This is a genomic window from Streptomyces sp. NPDC053542, assembly GCF_044544685.1.
GTDB lineage: Bacteria > Actinomycetota > Actinomycetes > Streptomycetales > Streptomycetaceae > Streptomyces.
Window position 1 is genome coordinate 16,524 of sequence record NZ_JBITXL010000007.1, and the last position, 14,672, is coordinate 31,195.

Genomic DNA, 14,672 nt, shown 5'->3' on the forward strand with positions numbered 1-14,672 from the left:
GGCCCTTTTCACCTCCCGTACACAAACGGTTCTCTAGGTGCAGCAGCACAACCACCCGCACTTAGTGAGGTCAATCGTGTCCACCACGCCCACCACGCCCCAGTCCCCGGAGACCGGAACCGCCCGCGTCAAGCGCGGCATGGCCGAGCAGCTCAAGGGCGGCGTGATCATGGACGTCGTCACGCCGGAGGAGGCGAAGATCGCCGAGGACGCCGGCGCCGTGGCGGTCATGGCCCTGGAGCGCGTCCCCGCGGACATCCGCAAGGACGGCGGCGTGGCACGGATGTCCGACCCGGACATGATCGACGGCATCATCAACGCCGTCTCGATCCCCGTCATGGCCAAGTCCCGCATCGGCCACTTCGTCGAGGCTCAGGTCCTGCAGTCCCTCGGCGTCGACTACATCGACGAGTCCGAGGTCCTCACCCCCGCCGACGAGGTCAACCACTCCGACAAGTGGGCCTTCACCACCCCCTTCGTCTGCGGCGCCACCAACCTCGGTGAGGCCCTGCGCCGCATCGCCGAGGGCGCGGCCATGATCCGCTCCAAGGGCGAGGCCGGCACCGGCAACGTCGTCGAGGCCGTCCGCCACCTCCGCCAGATCAAGGGTGAGATCGCCAAGCTGCGCGGCTGCGACAACAACGAGCTGTTCGCCGCCGCCAAGGAGCTGCGCGCCCCCTACGAGCTGGTCAAGGAGGTCGCGGAGCTGGGCAAGCTGCCGGTCGTCCTCTTCTCCGCCGGTGGCGTCGCCACCCCCGCCGACGCCGCGCTGATGCGCCAGCTCGGCGCCGAGGGCGTCTTCGTCGGCTCCGGCATCTTCAAGTCCGGCGACCCGGCCAAGCGCGCCGCCGCCATCGTGAAGGCCACCACCTTCTACGACGACCCGAAGGTCATCGCCGACGCCTCCCGCGACCTGGGCGAGGCCATGGTCGGCATCAACTGCGACACGCTCCCCGAGGCGGAGCGGTACGCCAACCGCGGCTGGTAAGGCAAAGGCACCTACATGAGCAACAGCACCCCCACCATCGGCGTGCTGGCGCTGCAGGGCGACGTTCGCGAGCACCTCACGGCGCTCGCGACCGCCGACGCCCTGGCGCGCCCGGTACGCCGCGCCGAGGAACTGGACGAGATCGACGGCCTGGTCATCCCCGGCGGCGAGTCCACGACCATGTCCAAGCTGGCGGGCGTCTTCGGCATGCTGGAGCCGCTGCGCGCGTTCATCCGGGCGGGCAAGCCGGTGTACGGCACCTGCGCCGGCATGATCATGGTCGCGGAGAAGATCCTGGACGGCCGGGAGGACCAGGAGACGTTCGGCGGCGTCGACATGATCGTGCGCCGTAACGCCTTCGGGCGGCAGAACGAGTCCTTCGAGGCGGCGGTCGACGTCGCCGGCATCGACGGCGGACCGGTCGAGGGCGTCTTCATCCGCGCGCCCTGGGTCGAGTCGGTCGGCGCCGAGGTCGAGGTACTGGCCGAGCACGGCGGTCACACGGTGGCCGTCCGGCAGGGTAACGTCCTCGCCACGTCCTTCCACCCGGAACTCACCGGCGACCACCGCGTCCACGCGTTCTTCGTGGACATGGTGCGTCACGCGGTGTGAGGGGACCCCGGTAAGATCTAGGGCGTTCGTTTTCAGAAATGGGTTACGCGAAGGAGACAGGCGGATGTCCGGCCACTCTAAATGGGCTACGACGAAGCACAAGAAGGCCGTGATCGATGCCAAGCGCGGCAAGCTCTTCGCGAAGCTGATCAAGAACATCGAGGTCGCGGCGCGCATGGGCGGCGTCGACCTCGAGGGCAACCCGACGCTGTACGACGCCGTGCAGAAGGCGAAGAAGCAGTCGGTCCCGAACAAGAACATCGACTCCGCGATCAAGCGCGGCGGCGGTCTTGAGGCGGGCGGCGCGGACTACGAGACGATCATGTACGAGGGTTACGGCCCGAACGGTGTCGCGGTGCTCATCGAGTGCCTCACCGACAACCGCAACCGTGCCGCCTCGGACGTGCGTGTCGCCATGACCCGCAACGGCGGCTCGATGGCCGACCCGGGCTCGGTGTCGTACCTGTTCAACCGCAAGGGCGTCGTCATCGTCCCCAAGGGCGAGCTGACCGAGGACGACGTGCTGGCCGCGGTCCTGGACGCGGGCGCCGAGGAGGTCAACGACCTCGGTGAGTCCTTCGAGGTGCTCAGCGAGGCCACCGACGTGGTCGCGGTCCGCACCGCGCTCCAGGAGGCCGGCATCGACTACGACTCGGCCGACACCAACTTCGTCCCGACCATGCAGGTCGAGCTGGACGAAGAGGGCGCGAAGAAGATCTTCAAGCTGATCGACGCGCTGGAGGACAGCGACGACGTCCAGAACGTCTTCGCGAACTTCGACGTGTCGGACGAGGTCATGGCGAAGGTCGACGCCTGAGCCACCTCGTCGCGGCTCTTTGCGGCTGTTGACGGGCCGGCAGGGATCATCCCTGTCGGCCCGTCTCGCGTTCGTGTGTCGCCGGTACGTGTCGCCGGTACCACCCGTTGTCAGTGCCACCCGATACTGTGCTGAGCAGGGGATCTCCGGCCCCCGTGGTGGGGGTGGGGGGCCGAAACGGTACGGCGCCGGGTGGTGACAGCGCGGCATGAGGGGAGGGGGACACCCGTGAAGGTGCTCGGCGTTGACCCGGGGTTGACGCGCTGCGGCGTCGGCGTGGTCGAAGGGGTGGCCGGCCGGCCGCTCAAGATGGCGGGCGTCGGCGTGGTGCGCACCCCCGCCGACGCCGACATCGCGGACCGCCTCGTCCTCATCGAGCAGGGCATCGAGCACTGGCTCGACACACACCGGCCCGAGTACGTCGCCGTGGAGCGCGTGTTCAGCCAGCACAACGTCCGTACGGTCATGGGTACGGCCCAGGCCAGCGCGGTCGCCATGCTGTGCGCGGCCCGTCGCGGGCTGCCCGTCGCGCTGCACACGCCGAGCGAGGTGAAGGCCGCCGTCACCGGTTCGGGGCGCGCCGACAAGGCGCAGGTCGGGGCCATGGTGACGCGGCTGCTGCGGCTGGACGCGCCGCCCAAGCCCGCCGACGCCGCGGACGCGCTCGCGCTCGCCATCTGTCACATCTGGCGCGCGCCCGCCGTGAACCGCCTCCAGCAGGCCCACGCCGCCAATCGCCTCCAGCAGGCCCACGCCCAGGCCGCCCGGCGCACCCCGACCGCCGCGCGCCCCGCCGGCACGCCCCGCACCCCCGCTCCCGTACGTACAAACCAGCGCACTCCGAAGGGCACGTCATGATCGCCTTCGTCTCCGGCCCGGTCGCGGCCCTGGCTCCCGATGCCGCCGTCGTGGAGGTGGGCGGCATCGGCATGGCCGTCCAGTGCACCCCCAACACGCTGTCCGGGCTGCGCATCGGCGAGCAGACGAAGCTCGCCACCTCCCTCGTCGTACGGGAGGACAGCCTCACGCTGTACGGCTTCGCGGACGACGACGAGCGGCAGACGTTCGAGCTGCTGCAGACGGCGAGCGGGGTCGGGCCGCGGCTCGCGCAGGCGATGCTCGCGGTGCACAGCCCGGACGCGCTGCGGCGCGCGGTCGCCACGGGCGACGAGAAGGCGCTGACCGCCGTGCCCGGCATCGGCAAGAAGGGCGCGCAGAAGCTGCTGCTGGAGCTGAAGGACCGGCTCGGCGAGCCGGTCGGCAGCGCCGGGCCCGCGGTCGGCAGCCCGGTCACGGCCGCCTGGCGCGACCAGCTGCACGCCGCGCTGATCGGCCTCGGGTACGCCACCCGGGAGGCCGACGAGGCGGTGGGCGCGGTCGCCCCGCAGGCCGAGGCGGCCGTGGCCGACGGCGGCACGCCGCAGGTCTCGCAGCTCCTGAAGGCGGCGCTGCAGTCCCTGAACCGGGCCCGCTGACCCGGCGCCCGCGCGGGTACCCCTACGATCCGGCACTCCACCCACCGACGACGCGAGGCAGTACGCAGTGAACTGGGACGACAGCACCGACACCGCGGACGGACAGGACCCCGGCCTGCCGCCGGGCGCCGACCGGCTGGTGGGCGCGGACGCCGACGGCGAGGACACGGCCGTCGAGGCCGCGCTGCGTCCGAAGGACCTGGAGGAGTTCGTCGGCCAGGAGCGGGTGCGCGAGCAGCTGGACCTCGTGCTGCGGGCCGCGCGGGCGCGCGGCGCGACCGCCGACCACGTGCTGCTCTCCGGCGCGCCGGGGCTCGGCAAGACCACCCTCTCGATGATCATCGCGGCGGAGATGGGCGCCCCGATCCGGATCACCTCCGGCCCGGCGATCCAGCACGCCGGCGATCTCGCCGCGATCCTCTCCTCGCTCCAGGAGGGTGAGGTGCTTTTCCTGGACGAGATTCACCGGATGTCGCGGCCCGCCGAGGAAATGCTCTATATGGCGATGGAGGATTTCCGGGTCGACGTGATTGTGGGAAAGGGACCGGGCGCCACCGCCATTCCGCTCGAACTTCCGCCCTTCACACTGGTCGGCGCGACGACGCGGGCCGGACTGTTGCCGCCGCCGCTGCGCGACCGGTTCGGATTCACCGGGCACATGGAGTTCTACGCCCCGCATGAGCTGGAGCGGGTAATCCACCGCTCGGCGGGACTGCTCGATGTCGACATAGAGACCGAGGGTGCCGCCGAGATCGCCGGACGGTCGCGCGGTACGCCCCGTATCGCCAACCGTCTGCTGCGCCGCGTACGGGACTACGCCCAGGTCAAGGCGGACGGCCTGATCACGCGCGAGATCGCGGCGCAGGCGCTGGACGTGTACGAGGTCGACCAGCGGGGCCTGGACCGGCTGGACCGCGCGGTGCTCACGGCGCTGCTCAAGCTGTTCAGCGGCGGCCCGGTGGGCCTGTCGACCCTGGCAGTGGCCGTGGGGGAGGAGCGTGAGACGGTCGAGGAGGTCGCCGAGCCGTTCCTCGTCCGTGAGGGGCTGCTCGCGCGTACGCCCCGTGGCCGCGTCGCCACGCCCGCCGCATGGGCGCATCTGGGGCTGGTGCCACCGCAGCAGATTGCGGGCGGAAACGGACAGCAGGGGCTGTTCGGGACGTGACGGCGCGGGGACTCGCCGGGTCAGGAACCGCGGTGCCATCCTGGGCGTTGTTCCACTGGTGCGGACTCGCTTAGACTCCGCCGATGCCGTCCGTACGGTCCGGCATCCAACCCCCGTATACCAGGCCGCGGCTCCGCGGTCGTGCGAAGGAAATTCCGTCCCGTGAATATCGTGACTCTCCTCCCGTTCATCGTGCTCATCGGGGCCATGTTCCTGATGACCCGCTCTGCCAAGAAGAAGCAGCAGGCGGCCGCCCAGATGCGGAACGAAATGCAGCCCGGCACCGGCGTCCGCACGATCGGAGGCATGTACGCCACCGTCAAGGAGATCCACGACGACGCGGTCCTCCTCGAGGTGGCGCCGGGCGTGCACGCGCTCTACGCGAAGAACGCGATCGGCGCCGTGCTGCCCGACGACGAGTACAACCGCATCATCGACGGTGCCGAGCAGGGCTCCGTCGTCCCGGACGACCTGTCCTCCCTGACCGGCGCCTCGGCCGTCAACGACGGCGACGACGAGTCCACCGGTAAGGGTGACGCTGTCGAGAAGATCGACCTGGGCAAGGAAGCCCCCGCGGAGAAGTCCGCGGAGAAGGCGGACGAGCCCGAGGCCGAGGAGCCGAAGGACGCCAAGAAGGACGGCGACGCCCCGGCCGCGGACGCCGGTGCCGAGGCCGCCGAGGCGAAGGACGCCAAGAAGGACGGCGACGCCGACGCGAAGTAGGCGCGCACTTTCACGGAACCGCGGTGCACCGGGAGCGGTGCCCGCGGTTCCGGGACCGTCTAGGCTCCGGCGGGGGCACGTCCCCACAAGACTTCGTGGCCGTCCGGCACTGACCTGACTCGGGCGGTCGGACAGGGAGAACGAGAAGGTGGCAACACCGAACAAGGGCCGAAGGTCGCCGGCGGCCCAGGGCAGGCCGGGGCGCGCCCTGGTCCTGATCCTGGTCGTCATCGCGGCGCTGGTCGGGGGGATGTTCTACTCCGGCACCAAGGCGCCGCGACTGGGCATCGACCTCGCGGGCGGTACGAGCTTCACGCTGGCGGCACAGAACCAGCCGGGCAAGCCCAACGCGATCAACGAGACCAACATGAAGACCGCCGCGGGCATCATCGAGCGGCGTGTCAACGGTCTCGGCGTCTCCGAGGCCGAGGTCCAGACCCAGGGCACCAACCACATCATCGTGAACATCCCCAAGGGGACGGACGCGAAGCAGGCCCGCCAGCAGGTCGGTACCACCGCCCAGCTCGGTTTCCGTACGGTGCTGACCGCGGCGGCCGGCGCGAAGACCCCCACGCCGGGCGCCTCCAAGAGCCCGAAGGCCGGCAGCGGCGAGAAGGAGAGGCAGGGCGGCGCCAGTGCGTCGGCCACGCCCTCCGGCAGCACCGGCCCGCAGGGCCGCGCCGTCGGCGACGCGCTCAAGAAGGACGACGCTCCGTCGCCCTCCGGCAAGGCCACCGGTTCCCCCAGCGCGCCCCCGGTCCAGCAGCCGCCCGCGGGTGCCGACATCCCCGCCGCGCTGCAGAAGAAGCTCGCGGCGCTGGACTGCTCCACCAAGGAGAGCCGTTCCGCCGCTGCCGAGCAGGCCGCCCGCGCCAAGCCCAGCGACTCGATCGTGGCCTGCGAGGACGACGGCAAGACGAAGTACGTGCTCGGCCCGGTCAAGGTCGAGGGCACGGACGTGGACGACGCCAAGGCCAGCTTCGACCAGCAGGGCGGCCAGGGCTGGCTCGTCCAGATGAACTTCACCTCCGCCGGCGGCAAGAAGTTCGCCGACGTGACCGGTGACATCGCCACCAAGACCCCGCCGCAGAACCAGTTCGCGATCACCCTGGACGGCGAGGTCGTCTCGGCCCCGCAGGTGAGCAGCGCGATCGCGGGCGGCAACGCCCAGATCACCGGCGGCTTCACCCAGCAGACCGCCGAGGACCTGGCGAACATGCTGTCCTACGGTGCGCTGCCGCTCTCCTTCAAGATCGCGGACGAGACCACCGTCACCGCGGCCCTCGGCGGCGAGCAGCTGAACGCGGGCCTGATCGCCGGTGCCATCGGCCTCGCGCTGGTCGTGATCTACCTGGTCGCCTACTACCGCGGTCTGTCGCTGGTCGCGCTCGCCAGCCTCGTGGTCTCGGCGGTCCTGACGTACACGATCATGACGTTGCTCGGCCCGGCCATAGGGTTCGCGCTGAACCTCCCGGCCGTCTGCGGTGCGATCGTCGCGATCGGTATTACGGCCGACTCGTTCATCGTGTACTTCGAACGGATCCGGGACGAGATCCGCGAGGGCCGTACGCTGCGGCCCTCCGTCGAGCGGGCCTGGCCGCGCGCCCGGCGCACGATCCTGGTCTCCGACTTCGTGTCGTTCCTGGCCGCCGCCGTGCTCTTCATCGTCACCGTCGGCAAGGTCCAGGGCTTTGCGTTCACGCTCGGCCTCACGACCCTGCTGGACGTCGTGGTGGTCTTCTTCTTCACCAAGCCGCTGATGACGCTGCTGGCCAAGCGGAAGTTCTTCCACTCGGGCCACCCCTGGTCGGGTCTGGATCCCACGCGTCTCGGCGCGAAGCCGCCGCTGCGCCGCGGCCGGCGCACCTCCGCCCCCATCGAGACGAAGGAGGCGTGAGATGTCCAAGCTCGGCAACATCGGCGCCCGGCTGTACCGCGGCGAGGTCGGCTACGACTTCATCGGCAAGCGCAAGATCTGGTACGCCGTCTCCATCCTGATCACCATCACGGCGATCGTGGGCCTCGGGGTACGCGGCCTGAACATGGGCATCGAGTTCTCCGGCGGCGCGGTCTTCACCACCCCGAAGACCTCCGTCTCCGCGGCCCAGGCCCAGCACGACGCCGAGGCCGCTTCCGGCGGCCACCAGGCCACGGTCCAGCAGCTCGGCAACGGCGGTCTGCGGATCCAGATCAGCGAGCTGGACACCAAGGAGTCCGTGCCGGTCCAGGAGAAGCTGGCCAAGGACCTGAACGTCCCGGTCGAGGACGTCAACACCCAGCTGGTCGGCCCCAGCTGGGGCGAGGAGATCGCGAACAAGGCGTGGCTGGGCCTGGGGATCTTCATGGTCCTCGTGGTGCTCTACCTCGCCATCGCCTTCGAGTGGCGGATGGCGCTGGCGGCCCTGATCGCGCTGATCCACGACCTCACGATCACGGTCGGCGTGTACGCGCTGGTCGGCTTCGAGGTCACGCCCGGCACGGTCATCGGCCTGCTGACCATCCTCGGTTACTCGCTGTACGACACGGTCGTGGTCTTCGACAGCCTCAAGGAGGCGTCCCGGGGCATCACGAAGCAGTCCCGGTACACCTACGGAGAGATCGCCAACCGGTCGATCAACTCCACCCTGGTGCGGTCGATCAACACCACGGTCGTGGCGCTGCTCCCGGTGGCGGGCCTGCTCTTCGTGGGCGGCGGCTTCCTGGGCGCGGGCATGCTGAACGACATCTCGCTGGCCCTGTTCGTGGGCCTCGCGGCCGGTGCGTACAGCTCGATCTTCATCGCCACCCCGCTGGTCGCCGACTTCAAGGAGCGCGAGCCGCAGATGAAGGCGTTGGCCCGGCGGGTCCGTGCCAAGCGTTCCGCGGCCGCCGCCAAGGGCGACTCGGCCGAGGCGACGGCCGGGGGCGCGGAGTCCGGCGAGGAGCCGCAGGACGGCGCCCCGGCGGCGGCCGGCAGCTCGGCGTCCGGTCCGCGCAGCCAGCCCGCGTCGCGTACCCGCGGCCGCGGCCGTCCGTCGGGCAAGCGCCGATGAGCGCCCCCGCGGAGCTGCGTGAGCTCCTGCTCAGCAAGATCGCGGACGTGCCGGACTACCCGCAGGCGGGGGTCGTCTTCAAGGACATCACCCCGCTGCTGGCCGACCCGCACGCCTTTGGGCAGCTGACCGACGCGCTGGCGGGGGTCTGTGCGGAGTTCGGTGCGACGAAGATCGTGGCGCTGGAGGCCCGCGGGTTCATCCTCGCGGCCCCGGTCGCGGTCAAGGCGGGCGTCGGCTTCGTGCCCGTACGGAAGGCGGGCAAGCTCCCCGGGGCGACGCTCGGCCAGTCGTACGCGCTCGAATACGGCCATGCCACGATCGAGATCCACGCCGACGCGCTGGCCCCGGGGGACCGGGTGCTGGTGATCGACGACGTACTGGCCACGGGCGGTACGGCCGACGCCTCGCTGACCCTGATCCGCCGCTCCGGCGCCGAGGTCGCGGGCGTGGCGGTCCTGCTGGAGCTGGGCTTCCTCGACGGCCGGGAGAAGCTGGCGGCGGGGCTCGACGGGGCGCCGCTGGAGGCGCTGATCACGGTCTGAGGCAGCGGCGGACGGGCGCCGGACACGGTGTGTGCGGCCCCGTCCATCGCTCGAAAGCCAAGCAAAGTGCAGGTAAAAGGGCATCCGGCATAAATGCGGATGCCCTTTTGCTGTGACCACAGGAGTACCAGCCCGCGGACGAGCCGGGGCCGCCGGCATGGATACCATGGCAGCCCGGCCACTTCGTGGACCGGTGGTCCGGCACCGCACTTTTCCGCCCGTTCACCGGCGGGAAAGGTCCCAGCGAGGAGTTGCTCTTGCCAGACGAGGCCCAGCCGCTCTCCCCCCGCACGCCGGGGGGCAGCCCCGCCGCGCGCCCGGACGACCGTCCCGCGGGCGGCGCTGCGGACGCGCCGAAGAACGGCGGGAAGGAAGCGCCCGCGGGGCCCGTCCCGGCGGTTTCCGGGCCTGCCGCGACGGCGCCCAAGCCCACCCCGCCGTCGGCGCCCAAGCCGCTGCCGCCCGGCCACACCGGCCAGCCCGGCGGCCGCTCCGGCTCCTCCAACCGCGTCCGCGCCCGCCTGGCCCGCCTCGGCGTGCAGCGCCAGAGCCCGTACAACCCGGTCCTGGAGCCGCTGCTGCGGATCGTGCGCAGCAACGACCCCAAGATCGAGACGGCCACGCTGCGCCAGGTGGAGCGGGCCTACCAGGTCGCCGAGCGCTGGCACCGCGGCCAGAAGCGCAAGAGCGGCGACCCGTACATCACGCACCCGCTCGCGGTGACCACGATCCTCGCCGAGCTGGGCATGGACCCGGCGACGCTGATGGCGGGGCTGCTGCACGACACCGTCGAGGACACCGAGTACGGCCTGGACACGCTGCGCCGGGACTTCGGCGACCAGGTCGCGCTGCTGGTCGACGGCGTCACCAAGCTGGACAAGGTCAAGTTCGGCGAGGCCGCGCAGGCCGAGACCGTGCGCAAGATGGTCGTGGCGATGGCCAAGGACCCCCGGGTCCTGGTGATCAAGCTCGCCGACCGGCTGCACAACATGCGCACGATGCGCTACCTCAAGCGGGAGAAGCAGGAGAAGAAGGCCCGCGAGACGCTGGAGATCTACGCCCCGCTGGCGCACCGGCTGGGCATGAACACCATCAAGTGGGAGCTGGAGGACCTCGCCTTCGCGATCCTCTACCCCAAGATGTACGACGAGATCGTCCGGCTGGTCGCCGAGCGGGCGCCCAAGCGCGACGAATACCTCGCCATAGTCACCGACGAGGTCCAGGCCGACCTGCGCTCGGCGCGCATCAAGGCCACCGTCACGGGACGGCCCAAGCACTACTACAGCGTCTACCAGAAGATGATCGTCCGCGGCCGCGACTTCGCGGAGATCTACGACCTGGTGGGTATCCGCGTCCTCGTCGACACGGTGCGTGACTGTTACGCGGCGCTGGGCACGGTGCACGCGCGGTGGAATCCGGTCCCCGGCCGGTTCAAGGACTACATCGCGATGCCCAAGTTCAACATGTACCAGTCGCTGCACACGACGGTCATCGGGCCCAACGGCAAGCCGGTCGAGCTGCAGATCCGCACCTTCGACATGCACCGCCGCGCCGAGTACGGCATCGCCGCGCACTGGAAGTACAAGCAGGAGGCCGTGGCCGGCGCCTCCAAGATCCGCACCGACGTGCCCAAGGGCAAGGCCGGCAAGGACGACGCGGTCAACGACATGGCGTGGCTGCGGCAGCTGCTGGACTGGCAGAAGGAGACGGAGGACCCGGGCGAGTTCCTGGAGTCGCTCCGCTTCGACCTCTCGCGCAACGAGGTCTTCGTCTTCACGCCCAAGGGCGATGTCATAGCGCTGCCGGCCGGTGCGACACCCGTGGACTTCGCGTACGCGGTGCACACCGAGGTCGGCCACCGCACGATAGGCGCGCGCGTCAACGGCCGCCTCGTCCCGCTGGAATCGACGCTGGACAACGGCGACCTGGTGGAGGTCTTCACCTCCAAGGCGCCGGGCGCCGGGCCGTCCCGGGACTGGCTGGGCTTCGTCAAGTCCCCGCGGGCCCGCAACAAGATCCGCGCGTGGTTCTCCAAGGAGCGCCGCGACGAGGCGATCGAGCAGGGCAAGGACGCCATCGCGCGGGCCATGCGCAAGCAGAACCTGCCGATCCAGCGCATCCTGACCGGCGACTCGCTGGTCACCCTCGCGCACGAGATGCGGTATCCGGACATCTCCTCGCTGTACGCGGCGATCGGCGAGGGCCATGTCACCGCGCAGTCCGTCGTACAGAAGCTGGTGCAGGCGCTCGGCGGCCAGGACGAGGCCACCGAGGACATCGCCGAGTCCACGCCGATCCGCCGCTCCAAGCGGCGCTCCAGCGCGGACCCGGGCGTGGTCGTCAAGGGCGTCGAGGACGTCTGGGTCAAGCTGGCCCGCTGCTGTACGCCGGTGCCGGGCGACCCGATCATCGGCTTCGTGACCCGCGGTTCCGGCGTATCGGTTCACCGCGCGGACTGCGTGAACGTCGACTCGCTGTCCAAGCAGCCGGAGCGGATCCTCGAAGTCGAGTGGGCGCCCACCCAGTCCTCGGTCTTCCTGGTCGCCATCCAGGTCGAGGCGCTGGACCGCTCGCGGCTGCTCTCCGACGTCACACGGGTCCTGTCCGACCAGCACGTCAACATCCTGTCCGCGGCCGTGCAGACCTCCCGCGACCGGGTGGCCACCTCCCGCTTCACCTTCGAGATGGGCGACCCCAAGCACCTGGGGCACGTCCTGAAGGCGGTACGGGGCGTGGAGGGCGTCTACGACGTGTACCGCGTCACGTCGGCCCGGCGGCCCAACTAGCTCCGTACGCAGACGAGTCGCACGCACGAGGAGGGCCCCGGTACCGACGTACCGGGGCCCTCCTCGTGCGCTCTGTGGCTCGCGTCAGCCGCCGAACTCCTGGAGCCCCTTCTGGGCCTGGTCCAGCAGGGCCTGGCGGCCCTCCAGCTCGCGGGCGAGCTTGTCGGCCTTGGCGTCGTTGCCGGCCGCCCGGGCCGTGTCGATCTGCTTCTGGAGCTTGTCGACGGCGTCCTGGAGCTGGCCGGTCAGCCCCGCGGCACGCGCCCGCGCCTCGGGGTTGGTCCGCCGCCACTCGGCTTCCTCGGCCTCCTGGATGGCGCGCTCGACGGCGTGCATCCGGCCCTCGATCTTCGGGCGGGCGTCCCGCGGCACATGGCCGATGGCCTCCCACCGCTCATTGATCGAACGGAACGCGGCCCGCGCGGCCTTGAGGTCCGAGACCGGGAGCAGCTTCTCGGCCTCGACGACCAGCTCCTCCTTCTTGGTGAGGTTCTCCCGCTGCTCGGCGTCCCGCTCCGCGAAGACCTCGCTGCGCGCCTGGAAGAAGACGTCCTGGGCGCCGCGGAAGCGGTTCCACAGGTCGTCCTCGTGCTCGCGCTGGGCGCGGCCCGCGGCCTTCCACTCCTGCATCAGCTCGCGGTACCGGGCCGCCGTCGGGCCCCAGTCCGTCGAGCCCGAGAGCGCCTCCGCGTCCGCGACCAGCTTCTCCTTGATCTGCCTGGCCTGCTCGCGCTGCGCGTCCAGCGACGCGAAGTGCGCCTTGCGCCGCTTGGAGAACGCGGAGCGGGCGTGCGAGAAGCGGTGCCACAGCTCGTCGTCGGACTTGCGGTCCAGCCGCGGCAGCCCCTTCCACGTGTCGACCAGGGCACGCAGCCGCTCGCCGGCCGCCCGCCACTGCTCGCTCGCCGCCAGCTCCTCGGCCTCGGCGACCAGCTTCTCCTTGGCCGTCCTGGCCTCGTCGGCCTGGCGCGCCTTGGCCGCCTTGCGCTCCTCGCGGCGGGCCTCGACCGTCTGGACGAGCGCGTCCAGCCGCTTCCGCAGGGCGTCGAGGTCGCCCACCGCGTGGTGCTCGTCGACCTGCTGGCGCAGGTGGTCGATGGCGGTCATGGCGTCCTTGGCCGACAGGTCGGTCGTCCTGACCCGCCGCTCGAGGAGGCCGATCTCGACGACCAGGCCCTCATACTTGCGCTCGAAGTAGGCGAGGGCCTCGTCGGGCGATCCCGCCTGCCACGATCCGACGACCTTCTCCCCGTCGGCGGTACGCACGTACACGGTCCCCGTCTCGTCGACGCGGCCCCATGGGTCGCTGCTCACAGCGCCTCCTCCACATGATGCCGGCGGGACACCGGGGTCCCGGGCATCGTCCACAGTTTCTGTCCGGCGGGACCGCGCCCCGGCCGGTCCGACGGACTGTTCTTGCGGGTGAGGGTGGCAGCCGTCGGAGCAGGCACCCTACCCAACGCCAATCTAGGCGACCGGCGGCCCGGCTGTCCGCATCCCGCACGACCGAAATTCCGTGGTCCCGGCGCGGACGGCCGGGATACATCAGAGCCTGTGTCATGACCCTGGTCGGTCAGCGAACGGCGTCTGGTGCGTGCTATCGCAAGGCGCCGGAGCGTCCTCGTAGCGGAGCTACTAGGGCGTTTCGGCAACGCAGCGAGAGTGCGTGCCAGGCGGCGGGCGCCCGGCCGGGGTCATGACACAGGCTCTGAGGACTTGGTGACGCGGGCGCGGTCGATGACGACGGTGGCGTTGGGCGCGGTGTTCCGGGTCTGCGGGTCGGGCGTGGACCCGGCCTTGGCGATCTTCTTCAGTACGTCCATGCCCTGCGTGATCGTCCCGAACGGGGTGTAGTTGGGCGGCAGCTCGCTGTCCTGGAAGACCAGGAAGAACTGGCTGCCGCCGGTGTCCCGGGTCTTCTCGCTCTGTCCGTCGTAGCGGTTGGCCATCGCGACCGTGCCCGCCGGGTAGACGCCGCCCTTGAGCCGCGGGTCCTTGAGGTTCTCGTCCGGAATCGTGTAGCCCGGGGTGCCCTGGCCGGTACCGGTCGGGTCGCCGCACTGCAGGACGTGGAGGCCGTCGTCGACCAGGCGATGGCACTTGCTGTGGTCGAAATAGCCCTGCCCGGCCAGGAAATTGAACGAGTTGACCGTGTGCGGGGCCTTCTTCGCGTCCAGCTTCATGGCGATGTCACCGCAGGTGGTGGCGAGCTTCGCGGTGTACGAAGCGGACGTGTCCACCGTCAGCTTCGGCTCCTTCTCCCACTGCTTCCTCGACGGCTCGCCCTTGGCGGGCGTACCGCACGGGTCCTTGGGCCGCTGCTGTTCCGCCGCCGTGTTCTTGCTGTCGTCGCCGACCAGCCCCGCCGTCGCGTACACGGCCCCGCCCGCGGCGAGCGCGACCGCGAGCACCGACGCGATGATCACGTTCCGGCGCTTGGCCTTCCGCTGCGCGGCCGTCCGCCGCTGGAGCTGACGCTCGTACTTCTGGCGCGCGAGCTGCTTGCGCCGCTGTTCCCCCTTGACCACC

At 70.6% G+C, this 14,672-nt stretch carries 13 protein-coding genes; 11 read left to right on the forward strand and 2 right to left on the reverse strand.

Annotated elements, in window-relative coordinates; all coding sequences use genetic code 11:
* The first annotated feature begins 76 nt into the window (after positions 1-76).
* The 11 genes from pdxS to ACIGXO_RS20625 all read left to right on the forward strand — a co-directional run bounded on the left by pdxS (position 77) and on the right by ACIGXO_RS20625 (position 12,143).
* On the forward strand, positions 77-988 hold the full coding sequence (gene pdxS / locus ACIGXO_RS20575; RefSeq protein WP_030251686.1) for a pyridoxal 5'-phosphate synthase lyase subunit PdxS: 912 nt from the start codon (positions 77-79) through the stop codon (positions 986-988).
* 15 nt (positions 989-1,003) lie between these two features.
* Positions 1,004-1,600 carry a pyridoxal 5'-phosphate synthase glutaminase subunit PdxT gene (gene pdxT, locus ACIGXO_RS20580; RefSeq protein WP_399788574.1) on the forward strand — a complete coding sequence of 199 codons (597 nt, stop codon included), beginning with the start codon at positions 1,004-1,006 and terminating at the stop codon, positions 1,598-1,600.
* Positions 1,601-1,664: 64 nt separating this feature from the next.
* A complete protein-coding gene (locus tag ACIGXO_RS20585; protein ID WP_399788576.1) occupies positions 1,665-2,417 on the forward strand; it encodes a YebC/PmpR family DNA-binding transcriptional regulator in 753 nt (250 codons plus the stop codon).
* A 228-nt stretch (positions 2,418-2,645) separates the two neighbouring features.
* On the forward strand, positions 2,646-3,275 hold the full coding sequence (ruvC, locus tag ACIGXO_RS20590; RefSeq protein ID WP_399788579.1) for a crossover junction endodeoxyribonuclease RuvC: 630 nt from the start codon (positions 2,646-2,648) through the stop codon (positions 3,273-3,275).
* On the forward strand, positions 3,272-3,892 hold the full coding sequence (gene ruvA, locus ACIGXO_RS20595) for a Holliday junction branch migration protein RuvA (protein ID WP_223737283.1): 621 nt from the start codon (positions 3,272-3,274) through the stop codon (positions 3,890-3,892). Before ruvC ends, ruvA begins: the two co-directional genes overlap by 4 nt.
* A 67-nt stretch (positions 3,893-3,959) precedes the next feature.
* Positions 3,960-5,057, forward strand: coding sequence for a Holliday junction branch migration DNA helicase RuvB (gene ruvB, locus ACIGXO_RS20600; protein ID WP_399788583.1), 1,098 nt, complete (start codon positions 3,960-3,962; stop codon positions 5,055-5,057).
* A gap of 162 nt (positions 5,058-5,219) precedes the next feature.
* Positions 5,220-5,780 (forward strand): preprotein translocase subunit YajC, encoded by a 561-nt coding sequence (gene yajC / locus ACIGXO_RS20605; protein ID WP_399788586.1) that lies wholly within the window; start codon positions 5,220-5,222, stop codon positions 5,778-5,780.
* A gap of 148 nt (positions 5,781-5,928) precedes the next feature.
* Complete coding sequence (secD, locus tag ACIGXO_RS20610) at positions 5,929-7,677, forward strand: protein translocase subunit SecD (RefSeq protein WP_399788589.1); 1,749 nt, start codon at positions 5,929-5,931, stop codon at positions 7,675-7,677.
* Position 7,678: 1 nt separating this feature from the next.
* Positions 7,679-8,812, forward strand: coding sequence for a protein translocase subunit SecF (secF, locus tag ACIGXO_RS20615; RefSeq protein ID WP_399788592.1), 1,134 nt, complete (start codon positions 7,679-7,681; stop codon positions 8,810-8,812).
* On the forward strand, positions 8,809-9,357 hold the full coding sequence (locus ACIGXO_RS20620; protein ID WP_399788595.1) for an adenine phosphoribosyltransferase: 549 nt from the start codon (positions 8,809-8,811) through the stop codon (positions 9,355-9,357). Before secF ends, ACIGXO_RS20620 begins: the two co-directional genes overlap by 4 nt.
* A gap of 257 nt (positions 9,358-9,614) precedes the next feature.
* Positions 9,615-12,143 (forward strand): RelA/SpoT family protein, encoded by a 2,529-nt coding sequence (locus ACIGXO_RS20625; protein ID WP_399788598.1) that lies wholly within the window; start codon positions 9,615-9,617, stop codon positions 12,141-12,143.
* A gap of 84 nt (positions 12,144-12,227) precedes the next feature.
* Here ACIGXO_RS20625 and ACIGXO_RS20630 read toward each other — a convergent pair whose 3' ends face one another.
* Both ACIGXO_RS20630 and ACIGXO_RS20635 read right to left on the reverse strand, forming a co-directional pair.
* Complete coding sequence (locus ACIGXO_RS20630) at positions 12,228-13,457, reverse strand: DUF349 domain-containing protein (protein WP_399788601.1); 1,230 nt, start codon at positions 13,455-13,457, stop codon at positions 12,228-12,230.
* 380 nt (positions 13,458-13,837) lie between these two features.
* On the reverse strand, positions 13,838-14,671 hold the full coding sequence (locus ACIGXO_RS20635; protein ID WP_399788603.1) for a peptidylprolyl isomerase: 834 nt from the start codon (positions 14,669-14,671) through the stop codon (positions 13,838-13,840).
* Position 14,672 lies beyond the last annotated feature (1 nt).